The sequence below is a fragment of the Pseudooceanicola profundus genome, from assembly GCF_054919315.1.
This window is the reverse complement of sequence record NZ_CM142898.1, coordinates 45,094-63,251: the sequence shown is the minus strand read 5'-3', so window position 1 is coordinate 63,251 and position 18,158 is coordinate 45,094. Positions and strand designations below refer to the sequence as shown.

The window sequence follows — 18,158 nt, the reverse complement described above, 5'->3', positions numbered from 1 at the left end:
CCGCCATGTTCGATATGGGCTGGTCCGAGCTGCTGCTCATCGGCATCGTGGCGTTGATCGTCGTCGGACCCAAGGACCTGCCGGTCCTGTTCCGGAACGTCGGCCAATTCGTCGGCAAGGCCCGTGGCATGGCGCGCGAGTTCACGCGCGCCATGGAGGACGCGGCCAAGGAATCCGGTGTGGATGACGTCACCAAGACGCTCCGTGATGCTGCGAATCCAAAACAATTCGGCCTCGACAAGCTGCGCGACGCAGCGGACCTGACGCCGAAATCCGCGAAGAAACCCGCGAACAAGGCCGCCGGCAGCAATACTGAAAACCTCTCGAAGGAGCGGGCCGAGGCCGCGGAGAAAATCCGCAACGCCGCCGCCGAACGCGCGACGCAGCGCAAGGCCGAGGAAGCCGCCGCCGCGGCGCAGCCCCAGCCGGATCCTGCGCCCGCCGCCGCTACGGCCCCCAAGCCCGATCCGGCCGCGCCCGCGCCGAACTCCGAGACTTCCTCCAAGACCGGTGACGCATGAGCCCAACCGACGAGATCGACGACAGCTCCGCCCCTCTGATCGAACACCTGGCGGAACTGCGCACGCGGCTCATCCATTCGGTCGTGGCCTTCATCGTCGCCATGGTGATCTGCTTCACCGTCTGGAACCCGATCTTCAACTTCCTGACGCAGCCGCTCTGCTCGGCACTGGCGGAACGCGGCCAGACCGGGGACTGCGGCCTGATCCTGATCAAGCTTCAGGAAGGCTTCTTCGTGGCGATCTCGATCTCGCTGCTCGGCGGGCTCTGCCTGTCCTTCCCGTATATCGCGCTTCAGATGTGGCGTTTCGTGGCGCCGGGCCTCTACAAGACCGAGAAGAACGCCTTCCTGCCGTTCCTCGTGGCCTCCCCGGTGATGTTCTTCCTCGGCGCGGCCTTCGCCTTCTACGTGGTCACGCCGATGGCCTTCGACTTCTTCCTCGGCTTCCAGCAGCCCGGCACCGTGCTGGGCGATGGCGAGGTTGAGCGGGGCGTGGCCGGCATCGCCTTCCAGGGCTCGGCGCAGGAATACCTCTCGCTGACGATCAAGTTCATCGTCGCCTTCGGCCTCTGCTTCCAGTTGCCCGTACTGCTGACGCTCATGGGCAAGGCGGGCCTGGTCTCCGCCGAGGGCCTCGGCTCGGTGCGGAAATACGCCGTGGTGGCGATCCTCGTGCTGGCCGCCCTGGTGACCCCGCCCGACATCATCACCCAGGTGATCCTCTTCACTGTGGTCTACGGGCTCTACGAGATCTCCATCATCCTCGTGCGTCGGGTCGAGCGGAAACGCCTCGAGCGCCTGCGCGAAGAGGGCCTCCTCGATGACGAGGAAGACGCGGACGAAGACCCGCTGATGGGCGAGTTCGATGACCCCGAGGACGACGCGGAAACGACCGGGAAGCCGAAGGATGACTGATCCCCTCGACCGGATCGCGGCGGCGCTGGAGCGGATGGCGCCCGCGCCGCTGGAGGCCCCGGATTTCGCCGCGGCCGACGCCTTCGTCTGGCAGGTCGCCCCGGAACGCCTCGCCCCGGTGGGGCGGGTCAGCCGGGTCGATCTCGGCCTGCTGGTGGGCATCGACCGCTCCCGCGACATCCTGCTGGCCAATACGCTGCAATTCGCCCGTGGCCTGCCGGCCAACAACGCGCTCCTCTGGGGCGCGCGTGGCATGGGCAAGTCGAGCCTCGTGAAGGCCGTCCACGCCGAGGTGCTGCGCCAGGGCCACGCCCTCAAGGTGGTCGAACTCCAACGTGAAGACCTGCCAACGGTCAGCCGCCTGATGTCGATCCTCGGCGGGGCAGAGGAGCGTTTCCTGCTCTTCTGCGACGACCTTTCCTTCAGCCACGACGACCAGCACTACAAGTCGCTCAAGGCCGTCCTCGACGGGGGCATCGCGGGCCGGCCCGACAACGTGCTCTTCTACGCGACCTCGAACCGCCGCCACCTGATGCCGCGCGACATGATCGAGAACGAGCGCTCCTCGGCGATCAACCCGGCGGAAGCCGTGGAGGAGAAGGTCTCCCTCTCCGACCGCTTCGGCCTCTGGCTGGGGTTCCACCCCTGCAACCAGGACGATTACCTCGCCATGATCGACGGCTACTGCGCGGCCCACGGCCTCTCGGTCGATCGCGACAAGCTGCGTGCCGAGGCGATCGAATGGCAGGCCACCCGCGGCGCCCGCTCGGGCCGCGTCGCCTGGCAGTTCTTCCTCGACCTCGCCGGTCGGCATGGCGTCGCGCTGAAAACCGCAGGCTGAGCCGCCTGAGGCGGGCGCGGGGCAAGGATTTCAAGCCTCCGGCGGGGATATTTCCAAGCGAAAGATGGACCTGCCAAAATTCAACGCCCCTGCCGTTTCCGACAGGGGCGCATCTCTCGCTACGGTCATCGGCGTCCCCGCCTGTACCGCGGGATGAGCCTGACGGATCGGGGTTAAGAAACCCCTTACATCTTTCGCTTTCAAATATCCCCGCCGGAGGCCCGGCCCGTCAGGGCCGGCAGCGCCGGGCCGGAGGCCCGGCCAAGCATCGTATGCGCCCGCAGGGCGCTCATTCCAGGAAGGGCATCGGGTCGGTGCTGTTCATCCCGCGGCGGACTTCGAAGTGCACGTAGGGCGAAGCGCCAGGGCGGATCTCTGCGATCTTGGCGCCCTGGGAGACCTGCTGGCCTTCCTTGACCGCGATGCCGGTCACGTTGGAATAGATCGTCAGCAACCCGTCGGCGTGGCGCAGCACGATCACGTGGACATTGTCGCTGTCCGAGGTGATCGCCGCAACCGAGCCCGTCTTGGCGGCCACGACGGTGCTGCCCGGCTGGGCGGCGATATCGATCCCGTCGGTCTTGCCCTTGGTGTAGGTGCGGATGATGCTGCCCTTCACCGGGTAGACCATCTCGGACCCTGCACGGGGCGTGGTGACGCTTTGCCCGCCCGAGAGGTCGGGCGCGGCGGCGACCTGGTTGGCCTGGGCGCGGGCCTCGGCTTGCGGCACCGTCTTTTCCGCCGGAAGCGGTTCGGCCGAGCTCGGCGGCACCGGCGTGGGCGAACCGACGCCGGGGGCCTCGGTCTGTACCGCGCTGACCGGGGCAGTCTGGGCGCCGACCGGGGGGATCAGCAGGTACTGGCCCTCGCGGATCGTGAAGTTCTCGTCGAGCCCGTTCCATTCGGCCAGCGAGCGGACCGAGACCTTGTAGAGACGGGAGACGGTGAAGGCGGTCTCGCCGCGCTGCACCTTGTGGCGGATCGGCTCCTCGCCGGTCTGGGCGGCCGGGGTGCGCGAGGCCGAGGCGCTCGGCGCCGGGGCTGCCGTGGGGGCGGGGGCGAGGGTGGAGGTCTGGACGTCGCTGGCGCTCGCCTCGTCGAGGGCGCGGCCCGCGACGGAGGCCACGTCGACCGTGGAGGCCGGCCGGATCGGCCCGGTGCCCACGGCACCGGTGGCGGGCGAGGGTTCGGCGACGCGGCTCGGCAGGGCGATGATCTCGCCGTCGCGCAGCGTGTCGCCGGTCTGCAGCCCGTTGTAGCGTGCCAGGGCCTCACCGGAGGTGCCGACGCGGGCCGCGATCTTGGCCACCGTATCGCCGTCGCGGGCGACGGCAACCTGGTAATTCGGGTAGGAGATGATCCCGCGGTTGTCGGGCCGCGGGCGCGACATGGTCGCGTTGCGCGCCGCCTCCGAGGTGTTGAAGGCCCCGAGGTGGCCGCGCATGTCGAAGTCCAGCGGCTCGGTGCAGCCGGCCATCAGGGCCAGGGCCGCGCCCGCCAGCATGAGGGCGCCGTGGCGCCGTGTCTTGGGGCTCGGACGCCCTGCAATCATGGTCATGTTCGATCCCTCGCCACCCCCGCTCTGCGGGGGATACCGGCCCTTGCGCGGGCCGGGTCTGCTCCTGTCCGTGGCGCGATGCGCCTCTGCCTCTCGGGCCGGTGAGGGCCCCCGGGCGGCGTCGTGAGCGCGCCCTCGGGCTGTCCCGGCCGTCGTTCACCGCACCCTGCCGCCTGTCCGGCGGTCTCAGTCCCGGCCAAGCCCCTCGAGAAGGGGCACGAAACGGACCGAGCGCAGCTCGTCGTATTCCAGCCCGGTCTCGGTGCGGCGCACGCGGATCAGGCTTTGCACCGTGTCCGACTGGCCCACGGGCAGCACCATGATACCGCCGATCTTGAGCTGGGCCAAGAGCGGCCCTGGCGGATCCTCCGCCGCGGCGGTCACGATTATGCGGTCGAAGGGCGCATGGTCCGGCAGCCCGTGCGAGCCGTCGGCGGTGAAGGTCGTGATATTGGCGATCGAGAGCGCGTCGAAGACGCCCTGCGCCTCGCGCACCAGCCGCGGGTGACGGTCCGCGGTATAGACCCGGCGCGCCAGTTGGCTGAGGATCGCCGCCTGATAGCCCGAGCCGGTGCCGACCTCCAGCACCTTGTCCCGGGGATGGACCTCCAGCGCCTGGGTCATCAGCCCCACCACGGAGGGCTGGCTGATGGTCTGGCCGCAGGCGATCGGCAGCGGCGTGTCTTCGTAGGCGCGCTCGGCGAAGATGCCGCGGATGAAGGCCCCGCGGTCGATCTTTTCCATGGCGTTGAGCACGCGCTTGTCGGTGACCCCGCGCGAGCGCAGGGCGAAGAGAAACTGCATCTTCCGCTCGGCGGTTGCGTCGGTCATTCGATGGCCTTCAGCGGGGCGAGCATGTCATGGGCGGTGAAGTCCGCCCGCATCGGCGTGACCGAGACATAGCCCTCGAGGTTGTCATGGGCATCCGTGCCGGGCGCGGTCTTCTCGCCCTGCTGGCCGCCCTTGACCCAGAGGAACCGGCGGCCCGAGGGCGACAGATGGGGTTCGATCCCGAACTTGGTGTAGCGCCGGAAGCCCTGCGCCGAGGCGCGCACGCCCTTGACCGAGGCCCCGGGCACGGGCGGGAAGTTGATGTTGTAGAACAGGCGGTAGTCACCGTCATCCGCGGGGCCGTGCTCCAGCACCTTGCGGACCACGTCGGCGCCATGCTGGGCGGCGGCTTCGAAGGGATCGTCGATGTTGAAGTTGTCCGGCCCGAGGAACTGCGACAGCGCCATGGCGGGGATGCCCTGCAGCGCGCCCTCGATGGCGCCGCCGAGGGTGCCGGAATAGAGCGCGTTCTCGGCCGAGTTGTTGCCGTAGTTCACCCCCGAGAGGATCAGGTCCACGTGCTGGCCGTTGAGCACGTCGTGCAGCCCGGCGAGGACACAGTCTGCGGGGGCGCCCTCCACGGCGAAGCGGCGCTCGCCCATCTTCGAGACGATCATCGGGCGGGTGTAGGAAATCATGTGGCCCACGCCCGATTGCTCGAAGGCGGGGGCGACGGTCCAGACCTCGCCCGAGGGGCCCGCGAGGGTCTCGGCAATGGCGTGGAGCGTCTTCAGACCCGGTGCGTTGATCCCGTCGTCATTGGTAATGAGAATACGCATGAATTCGCCTTCCGTCCTGGGTTGGACCCTGCATAAGCGAGGGCCGGAAGGGGGGCAAGCCGTGGCAGGCGCTGCCGCGACGGGCGTGGCATAAAAGCCGGGCAGGCAGGGGAAAGCGCGGGTTTGCAGGGCGCCCGGGCGGGCGTCCGGCGGGGGGGGGCTGGCCCCCGGCGGTGCATGGGCCGCGGGCGCAGGGCGCGGTCGTGGGTTTGTAGGCGCAGCGGTTCTGTCGGACGGTCTGGCTTGCGGCGGGACCGCGTCGGTGGCGACGCGGCCCCGGGCCAGGCAAGCGGCCGGTGTCAGGCGGCCAATGTCAGGCGGCCAGAGCTGGTCGGCCAATGCTGGTCGGCCAATGTTGGTCGGCTGGTGTCAGGCGGCCAATGTCAGGCGAACTTGGGCAGCAGCCGGGCGGCTTCGCTGTCGGGATCGGAGAGCGCCTCGCGGTCCTCGCCGGGGTGGAAGCGGCCGCGCAGGGCGGTCGGCATCGGCAGCGGCGTCAGCACGTGGACCTCGGGGCCGGTGGCCGCGGTTTCGGCCTGCCACGAGCGGGCGAGCGCGATCTGCGCGGCCTTGGTGGCGCCATAGGCCCCGTGGAAGCGGGTGGCGACGACGGGGTCGTCGAAGAAGATCGCCTTGCCCTCGGTCCCCAGCAGGGGCGCGACATAGGGCACCAGCACGCCGAGGGCGGTGACGTTGCAGGCCACGGCCTTGTCCCAGTCCTTGGCGTCGATATGGGCGGCGGGCGAAAGCGGCGGGGCCGAGATCGCGGTGTGGCACCAGAGGTCGATCTTGCCCCAGCGGTCATAGATCGAGCGGCAGAGCTGGGCCATGGCATCGCGGTTGGTGATGTCCATGGGGGCCAGCGTGGCGCTGCCGCCGGCGGATTTGATCCGGTCGTCAAGGGCTTCGAGACCGCCCACGGTGCGGGCGACGGCGACGATGTGATGGGTCGGCGCGAGAGCGGCGGCAAGCGCCGCGCCGAGCCCGCGCGAGGCACCGGTGATGAGGGCGATCTGGTCAGTCATGGCCGGGATCTGCGCGGTTTGATGCGCCGGGTCAAGTGAAACAGGCGGCGCGGCCTGCGGTGCGGCGACGCGGGTGCCGGGTGTGGTCTGGGGGGCGCGGTTTGGGGGGAGAGGCGGACGTTGTTCGCGTTCAAGGCGCATCTCTGTCGGGGGCGGGTCGATTGCCGCTAGGCCCTGTGCGTCTTCAGTAGACTGGCACGGCTGGGCGCCTCGACCCTCCGTCTTGCGCCAAGCCGCTGTCCCCTCGAAGTGTCCCGCCCGGCCGTGAGGCCGGGCAGCGCCGAGCCGCCCCCCGTCGCCAATGGCGCTCGGACCAATGGCGCACCAATGGCGACCGGCGCTATATCGCCACCCCGCGGGACGGCGCTGCCCTGCGCGAAAGCCGGAGGGCAGGTATTGGCGCGAGACTAGGGCGCGCAGCGCCAGATCGTGAAGCGGTGCCGCAGGCCGGAGAACGCGCTTGGAGCAGGGCGCTCGGTGCTTTCCTGACGCGCGAACTACCTCAGGAGGGCCGATGTCCTGCGTAGGCGAAACCACCCCGGCGGCGGGCGGTCTCTACAGCCGCCAGAAGCAGAAGTCCCCGGAAAACGAAAAAGGCGGCCCCGGGGACCGCCTTTCCAATCTCATCCGAAGCGCCTTACTCGGCGGCCTTGAGCTCGAAGCCCTTCTCGATCATGTCGGAGGGCGCCACCGGGTATTCCCCCGAGAAACAGGCGTCGCAATACTGCGGGCAGCTGTTGTTGCGGCCCTCGGCCTCGCCCACGGCGCGGTAGAGACCGTCGAGCGAGATGAACTTGAGGCTGTCCACCGCGAGGTGATCGCGCATCTCTTCCTCCGACATGGTCGCCGCCAGCAGCTTCTCGCGCTGCGGGGTGTCCACGCCGTAGAAGCAGGGCCATGCGGTCGGCGGGGAGGCGATGCGGAAGTGGACCTCTGCCGCGCCGGCGTCGAGGATCATCTCCTTGATCTTGCGCGAGGTCGTGCCGCGCACCACCGAGTCGTCCACGAGGATCACCCGCTTGCCCTGGATCAGGGCGCGGTTCACGTTCAGCTTCAGCCGCACGCCCATGTTCCGGATCTGCTCGGTCGGCTCGATGAAGGTCCGGCCCATGTACTGGTTCCGGATGATCCCCATGCCGTAGGGAATGCCGCTCTCATGGGCGAAACCGATGGCTGCCGGGGTGCCGCTGTCGGGCACGGGGCAGACGAGGTCGGCATCGACCGGGGCCTCGCGGGCCAGTTCGACGCCGATCTGGCGCCGGGTCTCATAGACCGAGCGACCGCCGAGGATCGAATCGGGACGCGAGAAATAGACATGTTCAAAGATGCAGAAGCGCGGCGACTGCGGGCGGAAGGGCCGGCGGCTCTCGATGCCCTTCTCGGTGATCACCACCATCTCGCCAGGCTCGATCTCGCGGATGAGTTCCGCGCCGATGATGTCTAGGGCACAGGTCTCGGAGGAGAGCACCCAGCCGTCGGCGACCTTGCCGAGGACGAGGGGGCGCACACCGAGCGGGTCCCGCACCCCGATCAACTGCGTGCCGGTCATGGCCACGACCGAGAAGGCACCTTCGACCCGGCGCAGCGCGTCTTCCATCCGCTCGGGGATGCCGCGTTGGAGCGACCGCGCCATGAGGTGGATGATGCACTCGCTGTCCGAGGAGGACTGGAAGATCGAGCCGCGCTCGATCAGCTCGCGGCGCAGGGCCTCGGCATTGGTGATGTTGCCGTTGTGCGCGATGGCCGCGCCGCCCATGGAGAACTCGCCGAAGAAGGGCTGCACGTCGCGGATCTGCGCGGCGCCCTTGGAGCCGGCGGTGGAATAACGCACATGCCCGATGGCCACCGGCCCGGGCAGGGTTTCCATCACCGATTGCGAGGTGAAGTTGTCGCGGATGTAACCGAAGCGGCGGGCCGAGTTGAACCCGTGCTCGGGGTGGTGGCAGACGATGCCGCCCGCCTCCTGACCGCGGTGCTGCAGCGCGTGCAGGCCGAGGGCCACGAAGTTCGACGCATCCGTGAGGCCGATCGCGCCGAAGACGCCGCACTCCTCCTTCAGCTTGTCATCGTCGAACGGGTGCCGGGGGAGGCAATCGTCGCGATCATCATCATTGAATGCAGCTTTGCCAGCGGTGGTGTCGCTGGCGGCAGAGGGCATCTGGCGGGACAAGGGGCAGCTCCGAATCCTAGCGTGACCTTGCCTTGAGTGTAGAGGCAAGGGACCGAGGTGTCACGAAACGATCACATAAGGGTCCGCGGACCCGGGGTCAACGGCCCCGGGTGCAATTGCACGGTGTTCAATACTGTGATCACGAGCCTGCGGGCGCGGTGGCAGGGGCGGGCGTCTCGGCCGGCGCCTCGCAGAAGCCGACCAGCTGTTCGTACTGCTGGGTGATCCAGCCAAGCGCGCGCTCGGGGTCTTCGTTCTCGATCTTGCCGGTGAGGCGGGCAAAGACCTGCGCCGAGCGGGAATTGTCCACCATGGGCATGTCCTGCGAGGTGATCACCGTCTCGTAGACGAAGAAGGCGATGGCCACGAGCAGGATGCCGCGCGCCACCCCGAAGAGGAAGCCGAGCGCCTGGTCGAGCGCGCCCACGGCGGAGCGCTGCACCAGCGAGGAGAAGAGCGGCGTGAAGAGCGAGGCAATCAGCAGCGCCACCGCGAAGACCACGGCGAAGGCGGTGATCACGGAGAGTTCACAGCTGTCCGAGATGAATTCGCCGATGACCGGGATTTCCTTGACCAGCGGCTGGACCTGCGGGGCAAAGATGAAGCCCAGCACCGCCGCCACGATCCATCCCGCGATGGCGAGCGCCTCGCGCACGATGCCGCGCGAATAGGCCAGCAGCGCCGAGAGCACGATGACCGCCGCGACGATCCCGTCAATAATGGTGAAACCTTCCATCTGTCCCCGTTCCTTGCTGTCGGCCCTGCGCCTCGGCGCCAGTCACCGCGCGCGTCAGCCCGCGCCGAAAATCTCGCCCACGACCTGGGTCAGGTCTTTCATGGGCTGCTGTTTCATACCCTGATCGCTGCCCGGCGTTCCGCCGGCCGGCGTTATGGCTGAGGTGAAACCAAGTTTCTTGGCTTCTTTCAACCTGTTTTCCCATTGGCTCACCGGACGTAGCGCGCCGGAGAGGGAAATCTCTCCGAAAACGACCGTATGTGCATCCAGGGCCACATCCTCGCGCGCCGAAAGCAGCGCCGCCGCCACCGCGAGATCCGCGGCCGGTTCGGAAATCTTCATGCCGCCCGCGACGTTGAGATAGACGTCGAGACCCGCGAAGGGGATGCCGCAGCGTGCCTCCAGCACGGCAAGGATCATGGCGAGCCGCCCGCCGTCCCAGCCCACGACCGAGCGCCGCGGCTGGCTGTGGGGCGTGGGCGCCACGAGGGCCTGGAATTCCACCAGGACGGGGCGGGTGCCCTCGATCCCGGCAAAAACGACCGAACCGGCCGAGGGCTCGCCCCGGTCGGAGAGGAAGAGCGCGGAGGGGTTCGCCACCTCCGCCAGCCCGCCGCCGGTCATCTCGAAGACACCGATCTCGTCCGCGGGGCCGAAGCGGTTCTTGACCGCGCGCAGGATGCGGAACTGGTGGCCGCGTTCGCCTTCGAAATAGAGCACGGTGTCCACCATGTGTTCCACCACCCGGGGGCCCGCGATCTGGCCCTCCTTCGTGACATGGCCCACGAGGATCACGGAACAGCCGCGCCGCTTGGCGAAGGTGGTCAGTTCATGGGCGGCCGCGCGGACCTGGCTGACCGAGCCGGGCGCGCTGTCCACGGTGTCGGACCACATGGTCTGGATCGAATCGATGATCACGAGGTCGGGGCGTTCGGCATCGAGCGTGGTGAGGATGTCGCGCAGCGAGGTCTCGCTGGCGAGCGCCACCGGGGCCTGGCCGAGGCCCAGCCTCTGGGCCCGCATCCGCACCTGTGCCGCGGCTTCCTCGCCGGAGATATAGACCGTCTTGAGCCCGTTCTGCGCGAAGCGTGCCGCCGCCTGCAGGAGCAGGGTGGATTTCCCGATCCCCGGATCGCCGCCCACGAGGATCGCGGAGGCCGGCACAAGGCCGCCGCCGAGGACGCGGTCGAGTTCCTCCAGCTTCGAGGAGGTGCGCGGCGGGGGCGTTTCCTGCGCCGCAAGGTCGGTCAGCTGAAGCCGGGTCCCGCGGGCCTTGAGCCCCTTGGCGCCCGGGCCGGTGCTGAGCGGGGCCTCCTCGGCGATGGAATTCCATGCGCCACAGGCTTCGCACTGGCCCGACCACTTGGACTGGGTCGCGCCGCAGACAGAACAGGTGAAGATGCGTGTTTTCGCCATGGGCCTGTCTTGCCGCAGCGCGGCGGGGCGGTCAAATGCGATGTTCGGCAAGAGTGGGGTTGTGGCGTCGGATCGTGGAGCGGGAATGGGGCGGCTTGAGGGGCGCTGCGCCGGTGGCTCGGGAGGGCTCAGGCTGGGACAGGGGGGCTGTCTGCCCCCCTTGGCCCGCGCTGCGGGCCAATTCCCCCCGAGGATACTTCGGAAACGGAAAGCTGCTGGGTGTTATTCCGCCGCCTTGGCCATGCCCACGACATTGCCGGGGCGCTCGAGGCCTGCCATGCCCATCTGCAGCTCGGGCAGGAGGTCGTTCAACTCGGCCTTCAGGCGGTTGAGCTGGCTTTCGGCCACGGCCTCTTCCATCTCCACCGCGTCGCGCCAGCCGCGGATCTCCTGCATGGCGATCTTGGCCTGGTCGAGGCGTTCGTTGAAGAGGGCGACCTCCTCCTGCCGCTGGCGCAGGAAGGTGCGGGCCCGCTCGACCTTCTCGTCCGAATAGGTCTCGGCCAGCTCGTGGCTCACCTGGCTCATCTGGGCGGCGGATTCGAGGATGCCGGGCTCCAGCCCGCCGAGATCGGGGTGGTCACGCAGGAAGGCGATCCGGTCGCGGACCTCGTCGAACTGGGAGGAGAGGCGGAAGGTTCCGGTGCGGTCGGCGGCATGGGCCGCATGATAGGCCCGTGCCACGTCTTCCATCGACATGTGGAACCGCCGGTGGGAGCCCTCGAGGCGCATCACCCGGCCGTGCAGCGGCGCGTAGGCCGCAAGCGCGAGGAGCACAAGCGTCAGGCCGATCTGGACCGACTGGCCCGCAGCCGGCAGGGCGGTCTCGCCGAAGGCGGCGTCGATCTGCAGCCAGGGCAACCAGCCCGCGACGGCGGAAAGTGTCGTGACAGTGGCGGCGAGTGTCAGCCCGAGGAGAAGGGCGAGACCGGCGGCCTGGATCAGCGGCAGGGCGGTGCGGGTGAAGGACGAGGGGGCAGTTCGGCTGGACATGGCAACTCCTCCAGTTGGGCATCGAAGTCGGCAAGTTTCTGCCGATTTCTTCCCCAACAGTACCACGGATGCTTTGGTTCCGGCGCCTACGTCATTTTTTATTAACGATTTTCTTGGTGAGGCTCGAAAGACCCAGCGAGGCGAGGGTGCAGAAGGTGAAGAGCCAGAGGCCCCAGGCGCTCTCCACGTGGCCGAGTCCGATGCCCTTCACCAGCGTGATGTAGAGCGCCACGAGGAAGACATCCGCCATGGCGAGCCGCCCCAGCGCACTCACCGGCCCGAGCAGCCAGACCGGCGCGCGGTCGAGGTGAATCATCAGCAATGCCAGTGTCTTGGCCGCCGGAGCTAGCAGGGCGAAGAGCGCCACCAGCAGGGCGAGGAGCGGATCGGAGGGCCAGAGCGCGCGCAGGCCCGAGAGCACGGAGATCTCGCTCAGCCCGAAGATGGGCAGCACGCCCGCCCTGGCCAGTGGCGCCACCCACGCGATGGGATAGAGCACCAGCAGCGCCGCATTCGCGATGATCAAAAGACGTGGCACCTGTCCCATCCACTGTTCCCAAATATCCCCGCCGGAGGCGCCGACCGCGCGGCAGGCGCTCTCCGATCCCGGAGGCACGCAGACGGTCATCGCATCAGGTCAGCGGGCCGGATCAGCGGATGATCTCAAGGGGCAGACCCGACAATCCGCCGCAGCCACCCGATCCGGCAGTGCGACTCAGCGGACCGGATCGATCGGTCCCTCGGCGCGGCCGTGGATGAACTGGTCGAGGTAGGGGTCGCCCGAGGCGTCCATCTGCGCCACCGGACCGGTCCAGCGGATCTTGCCCGCGTGCAGCATCGCCACGTTGTCGGCAATCGCCCGGACCGAGGACATGTCATGGGTGATGGTGACGGCAGTCGCGCCCATCTCGACCACGATCTCGCGGATCAGGTCGTTGATCACGCCGGACATGATCGGATCGAGGCCGGTGGTGGGCTCGTCGAAGAAGATCACCTCCGGATCGGCGGCAATGGCACGGGCGAGGCCCACGCGCTTCTGCATCCCGCCCGAGAGCTCCGCCGGGAAACGATCCGCCACTTCGGGGCCCAGGCCCACGCGGCGCAGCTTCTCCACCGCGATCTCCCGCGCCTCGGCCTTGGGCCGCTTGAGCGCGCCGCGCAGCAGCCGGAAGGCCACGTTCTGCCAGACCGGGAGCGAGTCGAAGAGCGCCGCGCCCTGGAACAGCATCCCGAAACGGGCGAGGAAGGCATCCCTGTCCCCGCCGGAGGCGGTGTCCTGTCCGTCGACGTAGATCCTGCCGCTGTCGGGTGTCACCAGCCCCAGAACGCATTTCAGCGCCACCGACTTGCCCGTGCCGGAGCCGCCGATGATCACCATGGAGGTGCCCTTGTCGACCTGCAGGTTCAGGCCGCGCAGCACCGCGTTGGTGCCAAAGGTCTTATGGACGTCTTCGAAGCGGATCATATCGAGAAGAAGGCCCCCGTCAGCGCCACGTTGGCGGCGAGGATCAGCACCGAGGCCGCCTCGACCGAGGATTTCGTCGCCCGGCCCACGCCCTGCGCGCCACGGCCCGACTGCATGCCGGCGTAGCAGCCCATGGTCGCCGCGATGACGCCGAAGACCGCGCCCTTGACCAGCGAGGAGATCACGTCGAGCGGTTCGAGGAAGTCGACCGTGTTGCGGATGTAGACCGCGCCGTTGAAGTCGAGGTTGTTCACCGCGACGGTGTAGCCGCCGAGGATGCCGATGATGTCGCCGAGGCCCACCAGCAGCGGCACGCAGATCAGCGCCGCCAGCACCCGGGGTGCCACGAGGTATTTCATCGGATGGGTCGAGAGGGTGGTGAGCGCGTCGATCTGCTCGGTCACCTTCATGGTCGCGATTTCGGCCGCGATGGAGGAGGTGACCCGGGCGGCGATCATCAGCCCCACCAGCACCGGCCCCAACTCGCGCACGATGCCGAGCGCCACGATCTGCGGCACCACGGCCTGCGCATCGAAGCGCGAGCCGCCGGCGTAGATCTGCAGCGCGAGCGCCGCACCGGTGAAGATCGCGGTCATCCCCACAACGGGCAGCGAGAGCCAGCCGATGTGGAGCAGCGCGTTGAGGAGTTCACGCCCGTAGAAGGGCGGGCGCAGCATGTGGCTGAAGGCACGCGCGGTGAACAGCACCACGCGCCCGATGGTGGCGAGGGCCGCGAGGACCCGGCGACCGATCCCCGCCAGTAGATGCGCGATCACACTCATGCGCCGAGGTACTGCCGCTTGTAGCGGGCCCCGAGGGCGGTGAAGAGCTCGTAGCCGATGGTGCCGCCCAGATCGGCCAGCACGTCGGTGTTCTGCTGCGGGCCCATCAGGGTGAGGACCTCGGGCACGGTCTCGAGGTGGGTGACCTCGGCAGTGATGAGGTCCATGGAGATCCGGCCACGCAGCGGGCAGGGGATGTCGCCGGCATAGACATTGGCGCCCACGGCAAAGGCCCGGTGCAGGCCATCGGCATAGCCGGCCGACAGCGTCGCGATCTTTGCGGGGGCCTCGGCGGTCCAGGTGTTGCCGTATCCAACCGTTTCGCCGGGCTGGACCTCGCGGGTCTGGATCACCGGCAGGTCGAGGGTGATGACATTCTCGGCGGCGGCAAAGGGCAGGCCGCCGTACATGCCGACGCCCGCGCGCGTCACGTCGAAGTGGTAGTCCGGGCCCAGCAGGATGCCACCGGTGGCCGCGAGCGAGCGCGGGACCGAGAGACCTTCGGTCATCTCCTTGAAATTCTTGAGCTGATGCGCGTTCATCGGATGGTCGGGCTCATCCGCGCAGGCGAGGTGCGACATGATGAGGCGCGGGTTCTGCTGCAGCGCGATGTCGCGGAGCGCCGCCCACTCGGCGGCCTCCATGCCCAGGCGGTTCATGCCGCTGTCGAGCTGGATGCCGAAGGGATGGCCCGGCAGGGATTCCACGTGGCGCAGCATCTGGTCGATGGAGTTGATCATCGGGACCAGTTTCAGCTCGCGGATCATCGCGGTGTCGCCCGCCATATGGCCGGAGAAGACGCCGATCTCGGGGCCGTCGCCAAGCGCCTGCCGGACGGCAGCGCCTTCCTCGACGGTGGCGATGAAGAACTTGCGGGCGCTTGCGCGCGCGAGGGCCGTGGCGACCTGAGCCGCCCCCATGCCATATCCGTTGCCCTTCACCACGGCGCCGGTCTCGACAGGTCCGGCAGAGAGGGCATCCAGCGCACGCCAGTTGCGAGCGAGCGCGTCGAGGTCGATGGTCAGCGTTCCAGTGCACATGGAGGTCTTTTGGCCCTCCGCGCGGAGCGGCGCAAGGGGAAGTTCCGCCAGCGGGCGATAGGGTGCCATGCGGCAGGCGGGTGGGTGCCGCGATCTTGATCGCAGGTGGGGCGGTGATGCGGCGCATGTGCCCGCCGCAGCGCTGCTCCGGGTGCGGGGCCTGCGCCCTACGGCTCCCAGCCGTCCCGGTAGCGTTGCCAGATCTTCTCTCCCACGAGGCAGTCATAGCCGCCGTCGGCGGTGGCATACTGTGCCGGGCGCAGGGGCGCGCCGGTCAGCGCCTCGGGCAGGGGCCAGCCACGACTGGCGCGCCCGGTGCCGGGGGCGGGCAGGGTGCCCCCTATCGTTTCGGGCAGGTTTGCAGGCACGTTTTCAGGCCCGTTTTCAGGCATGGCGCGGGCAAACTGCGGAGCCTCGGGCATCAGGCCCGAGATCTCCATCACCAGCTTGCGCTGCACCGCATCCCCGAAGCTCGCCCATTCGGTCACCGGCACCACGAAGGCCCCGGGCCCGCCGATCACGCAGGCGGCATAGTACTTGTCGAGGTCCTCCAGGTGCCACTGGCCGCCGATCCCCTCGCGGGTCATGAGCGGCAGGCCGTTCACCACGATCCCGCGGGCCAGCGCCGCATCGCGGGCCACGGTGACCGCGCCGCCCTCGTTGTTGGGCCCGTCGCCGGAGATGTCGATCACCTGTCGCAGCCCGATGTAGCCGTTGCCGTCGAACATCAGCGCGCCGTTGCGCAGCGCCGAGGCGATCGAGGTGCGCCGCATCCCGGGCAGCGTGTGGCTGAGGATGATGCCGGCGAAGGCCTCGGCATCTTCGCGGGTCCGCAGCACCTGCCAGTCGGCCACGACGCGCTGGTTGCCGTCGCCGGCCCACTCCACGTAGGCGACCGCGATATTGCCGATGAAACCGTCCCCGATGACGCCCAGCACCGCATCGGAGGTCAGGGCCGCGGCATAGCCGCGACGCTGGATGTCGAGTTCCCGGGGGGACATGGACCGGGACACATCGACCAGCAGCAGCAATTCGACGTCGACTTCCACCGAATTGCGCCAGTCGTCCTGAGCCTGCGCCATGAGCGGCAACGTTCCCAGGAGAGAAAGAAGCATCACACCGATTTTTCGCATGACACCAGTGTCCGCCCGAAGCTGACCAAACGTAAACGAAAAGTGACATCTGCACGAAAAGGTGATGACCATTTGCGCGATTCCGGAGCAGGGAGAGGCGGATGCTCCAAGCCTCGCACAGGACCCCTGAGAGACAGTTAACCGCCCACGGGGCTTTCGGCCCGGGGCGGTTTTCCGTTGCTTGTCCGTGTCTTGCGGGGTGATCTTCGATCAGAAGCCCTCGTCGCCGCCTTCCTGCCACTGTTTCGCGAGGTTGCCGAAGCGGGTGAAGCGGCCCTCGAAGCTCAGCTCGACCGAGCCGATGGGACCGTGACGCTGCTTGCCGATGATCACCTCGGCCTTGCCGTGCAGGCGGCTCATCCGCTCCTGCCAGGCGGCGATCTCGTCCAGCTTGTCGTCGGAGGGCTTTTCCCGCTCCACGTAGTATTCCTCGCGGAACACGAACATGACCACGTCGGCATCCTGCTCGATCGAGCCCGATTCCCGAAGGTCCGACAGCTGCGGGCGTTTGTCGTCCCGGCTTTCCACCGTCCGCGACAGCTGGGACAGCGCGATGACGGGGATGTTGAGCTCCTTCGCGATGGCCTTGAGACCCATCGAGATCTCGGCGATCTCCTGCACCCGGTTGTCGGCGGTGCCGCGCACCAGCTGCAGGTAGTCCACGATCAGCAGGTCGAGGCCGTGGGTCCGCTTCAGCCGCCGCGCCCGCGCCGCCAGCTGTGCGATCGGAATCGCGGGGGTGTCGTCGATGAAGAGCGGGCAGGCCTCCAGCGACTTGGCGGCCTCCACGAAGCGGCGGAACTCGGTCTCGGTCATGTCACCGCGGCGGATCTGCTCCGAGGGCACTTCGGCGGCCTCGGAGAGGATACGCGCGGCCAACTGCTCGGCCGACATCTCGAGCGAGTAGAAGCCCACGACGCCGCCTTCGATCGTGCCTTCCTGCCCGTCGGGCTTGGTGCCCCGGCGATAGGCCTTGGCCACGTTGAAGGCGATGTTGGTGGCGAGCGAGGTTTTCCCCATCGAGGGGCGCCCGGCGAGGATCAGAAGGTCCGAGGGGTGCAGGCCGCCCAGCTTCTTGTCCATGTCGATGAGCCCGGTCGAGACCCCGGCGAGGCCGCCCTCGCGCTGGTAGGCGGCGTTGGCCACGTTCACCGCATCGGTCACGGCACGCAGGAAGGAGACGAAGCCGCTCTCGGTCGAGCCCTGCTCGGAGAGCTTGTAGAGCGCCTGTTCCGCCTGGACGATCTGATCGCGCGGGTCGTTCTGCACCTCGACCTTGGTGGCCTTGGCCTCGATGTCGCGGCCCAGCCCGATGAGCTGGCGGCGGATCGCCATGTCATAGATCATCTGGGCGTAGTCGCGCACCGCGTAGGCCGCCACGGCGGAGCCGGCGAGCCGCACGAGATAGGCCGGGCCGCCCACTTCCTTCAGCCCCTCGTCATCCTCGAGGAAGGCCTTCAGCGTGACCGGCGAGGCGAGGTTGTTCTTGGCGATCCGGGCGGCGGCAATCTCGAAGATCCGCGCATGGAGGGGATCGTAGAAATGCTTCGGCCCGATGACCTGCGCCACCTTGTCGTAGACATCGTTGTTGGTGAGGATCGCGCCCAGCAACTGCTGTTCGGCCTCGATGGAGTGGGGCATCGGATCGACGGCCGCGGCCTCCACGTTGCCCGCTGCCTCGCTGCCCGTCGGATCGAAGGTGTTCTGGTTCATGCCTGTTCCGCTGTCGCTCGCCTGCCGCGGGCACTGCCCGTGCCGCGGTCTTGTCCCCAAGGATCGTCTTCCGGCGTCCCCTGCCGGACCCGCCGCGCCGTTGGCCGGTGCTGTCGCACCGGGTCGCGCCCTGCCGGGTCTTCGTCATAGGCCAAGGGCCCGGTGCACCGCAATCGGGATAACCCTGTGGACCGCCTGTGTATAACCTGTGCATAACTTGCCGTCGCAACATCTTGCGCCG

The 18,158-nt window shown here is 68.3% G+C and carries 17 protein-coding genes; 3 read left to right on the top strand and 14 right to left on the bottom strand.

All coding sequences use genetic code 11. The features are described from left to right. The first annotated feature begins 5 nt into the window (after positions 1–5). From tatB to ACX9MO_RS00285, 3 genes are read left to right on the top strand one after another with little or no spacing between them, the layout of a single operon-like run. On the top strand, positions 6–521 hold the full coding sequence (gene tatB / locus ACX9MO_RS00295) for a Sec-independent protein translocase protein TatB (protein WP_222490320.1): 516 nt from the start codon (positions 6–8) through the stop codon (positions 519–521). Next, a complete protein-coding gene (gene tatC / locus ACX9MO_RS00290) occupies positions 518–1,435 on the top strand; it encodes a twin-arginine translocase subunit TatC (RefSeq protein ID WP_462213137.1) in 918 nt (305 codons plus the stop codon). The genes tatB and tatC overlap by 4 nt, the downstream gene beginning before the upstream one ends. Then, positions 1,428–2,276, top strand: coding sequence for an ATP-binding protein (locus ACX9MO_RS00285; protein ID WP_462213136.1), 849 nt, complete (start codon positions 1,428–1,430; stop codon positions 2,274–2,276). The genes tatC and ACX9MO_RS00285 overlap by 8 nt, the downstream gene beginning before the upstream one ends. A 289-nt stretch (positions 2,277–2,565) precedes the next feature. Here ACX9MO_RS00285 and ACX9MO_RS00280 read toward each other — a convergent pair whose 3' ends face one another. From ACX9MO_RS00280 to ACX9MO_RS00215, 14 genes are all read right to left on the bottom strand, one after another. Continuing rightward, positions 2,566–3,828, bottom strand: a complete 1,263-nt coding sequence (locus ACX9MO_RS00280) for a peptidoglycan DD-metalloendopeptidase family protein (RefSeq protein WP_462214487.1) — start codon at positions 3,826–3,828, stop codon at positions 2,566–2,568. Positions 3,829–4,020: 192 nt separating this feature from the next. Then, positions 4,021–4,665, bottom strand: coding sequence for a protein-L-isoaspartate(D-aspartate) O-methyltransferase (locus ACX9MO_RS00275; protein WP_222490317.1), 645 nt, complete (start codon positions 4,663–4,665; stop codon positions 4,021–4,023). After that, the gene (gene surE, locus ACX9MO_RS00270) at positions 4,662–5,444 is read right to left on the bottom strand and encodes a 5'/3'-nucleotidase SurE (protein WP_222490316.1); all 783 of its coding nucleotides are present in this window, start codon (positions 5,442–5,444) and stop codon (positions 4,662–4,664) included. Before surE ends, ACX9MO_RS00275 begins: the two co-directional genes overlap by 4 nt. Before the next feature lie 383 nt (positions 5,445–5,827). After that, the gene (locus ACX9MO_RS00265) at positions 5,828–6,469 is read right to left on the bottom strand and encodes an SDR family NAD(P)-dependent oxidoreductase (RefSeq protein ID WP_222490315.1); all 642 of its coding nucleotides are present in this window, start codon (positions 6,467–6,469) and stop codon (positions 5,828–5,830) included. A gap of 637 nt (positions 6,470–7,106) precedes the next feature. After that, positions 7,107–8,627 carry an amidophosphoribosyltransferase gene (gene purF / locus ACX9MO_RS00260; RefSeq protein ID WP_462214486.1) on the bottom strand — a complete coding sequence of 507 codons (1,521 nt, stop codon included), beginning with the start codon at positions 8,625–8,627 and terminating at the stop codon, positions 7,107–7,109. Between the two features lie 151 nt (positions 8,628–8,778). Continuing rightward, complete coding sequence (locus ACX9MO_RS00255) at positions 8,779–9,375, bottom strand: CvpA family protein (protein WP_222490314.1); 597 nt, start codon at positions 9,373–9,375, stop codon at positions 8,779–8,781. A gap of 54 nt (positions 9,376–9,429) precedes the next feature. Continuing rightward, a complete protein-coding gene (gene radA, locus ACX9MO_RS00250) occupies positions 9,430–10,791 on the bottom strand; it encodes a DNA repair protein RadA (RefSeq protein WP_462213135.1) in 1,362 nt (453 codons plus the stop codon). 222 nt (positions 10,792–11,013) lie between these two features. Further along, complete coding sequence (locus ACX9MO_RS00245; protein ID WP_462213134.1) at positions 11,014–11,784, bottom strand: DNA repair protein; 771 nt, start codon at positions 11,782–11,784, stop codon at positions 11,014–11,016. 91 nt (positions 11,785–11,875) lie between these two features. Continuing rightward, the gene (locus ACX9MO_RS00240; protein ID WP_222490312.1) at positions 11,876–12,331 is read right to left on the bottom strand and encodes a paraquat-inducible protein A; all 456 of its coding nucleotides are present in this window, start codon (positions 12,329–12,331) and stop codon (positions 11,876–11,878) included. Positions 12,332–12,499: 168 nt separating this feature from the next. Beyond that, positions 12,500–13,249 carry an ABC transporter ATP-binding protein gene (locus ACX9MO_RS00235; protein ID WP_462213133.1) on the bottom strand — a complete coding sequence of 250 codons (750 nt, stop codon included), beginning with the start codon at positions 13,247–13,249 and terminating at the stop codon, positions 12,500–12,502. Beyond that, positions 13,246–14,031: an MlaE family ABC transporter permease gene (locus tag ACX9MO_RS00230; protein WP_222490310.1), complete on the bottom strand. Its 786-nt coding sequence runs from the start codon at positions 14,029–14,031 to the stop codon at positions 13,246–13,248. Before ACX9MO_RS00230 ends, ACX9MO_RS00235 begins: the two co-directional genes overlap by 4 nt. Continuing rightward, positions 14,028–15,071 (bottom strand): alanine racemase, encoded by a 1,044-nt coding sequence (gene alr, locus ACX9MO_RS00225; RefSeq protein WP_462214485.1) that lies wholly within the window; start codon positions 15,069–15,071, stop codon positions 14,028–14,030. The genes ACX9MO_RS00230 and alr overlap by 4 nt, the downstream gene beginning before the upstream one ends. 167 nt (positions 15,072–15,238) lie before the next feature. After that, on the bottom strand, positions 15,239–16,186 hold the full coding sequence (locus ACX9MO_RS00220) for a DUF1194 domain-containing protein (RefSeq protein WP_462213132.1): 948 nt from the start codon (positions 16,184–16,186) through the stop codon (positions 15,239–15,241). A gap of 228 nt (positions 16,187–16,414) precedes the next feature. Beyond that, positions 16,415–17,917, bottom strand: coding sequence for a replicative DNA helicase (locus tag ACX9MO_RS00215; protein WP_222490307.1), 1,503 nt, complete (start codon positions 17,915–17,917; stop codon positions 16,415–16,417). Between the last annotated feature and the right edge of the window lie 241 nt (positions 17,918–18,158).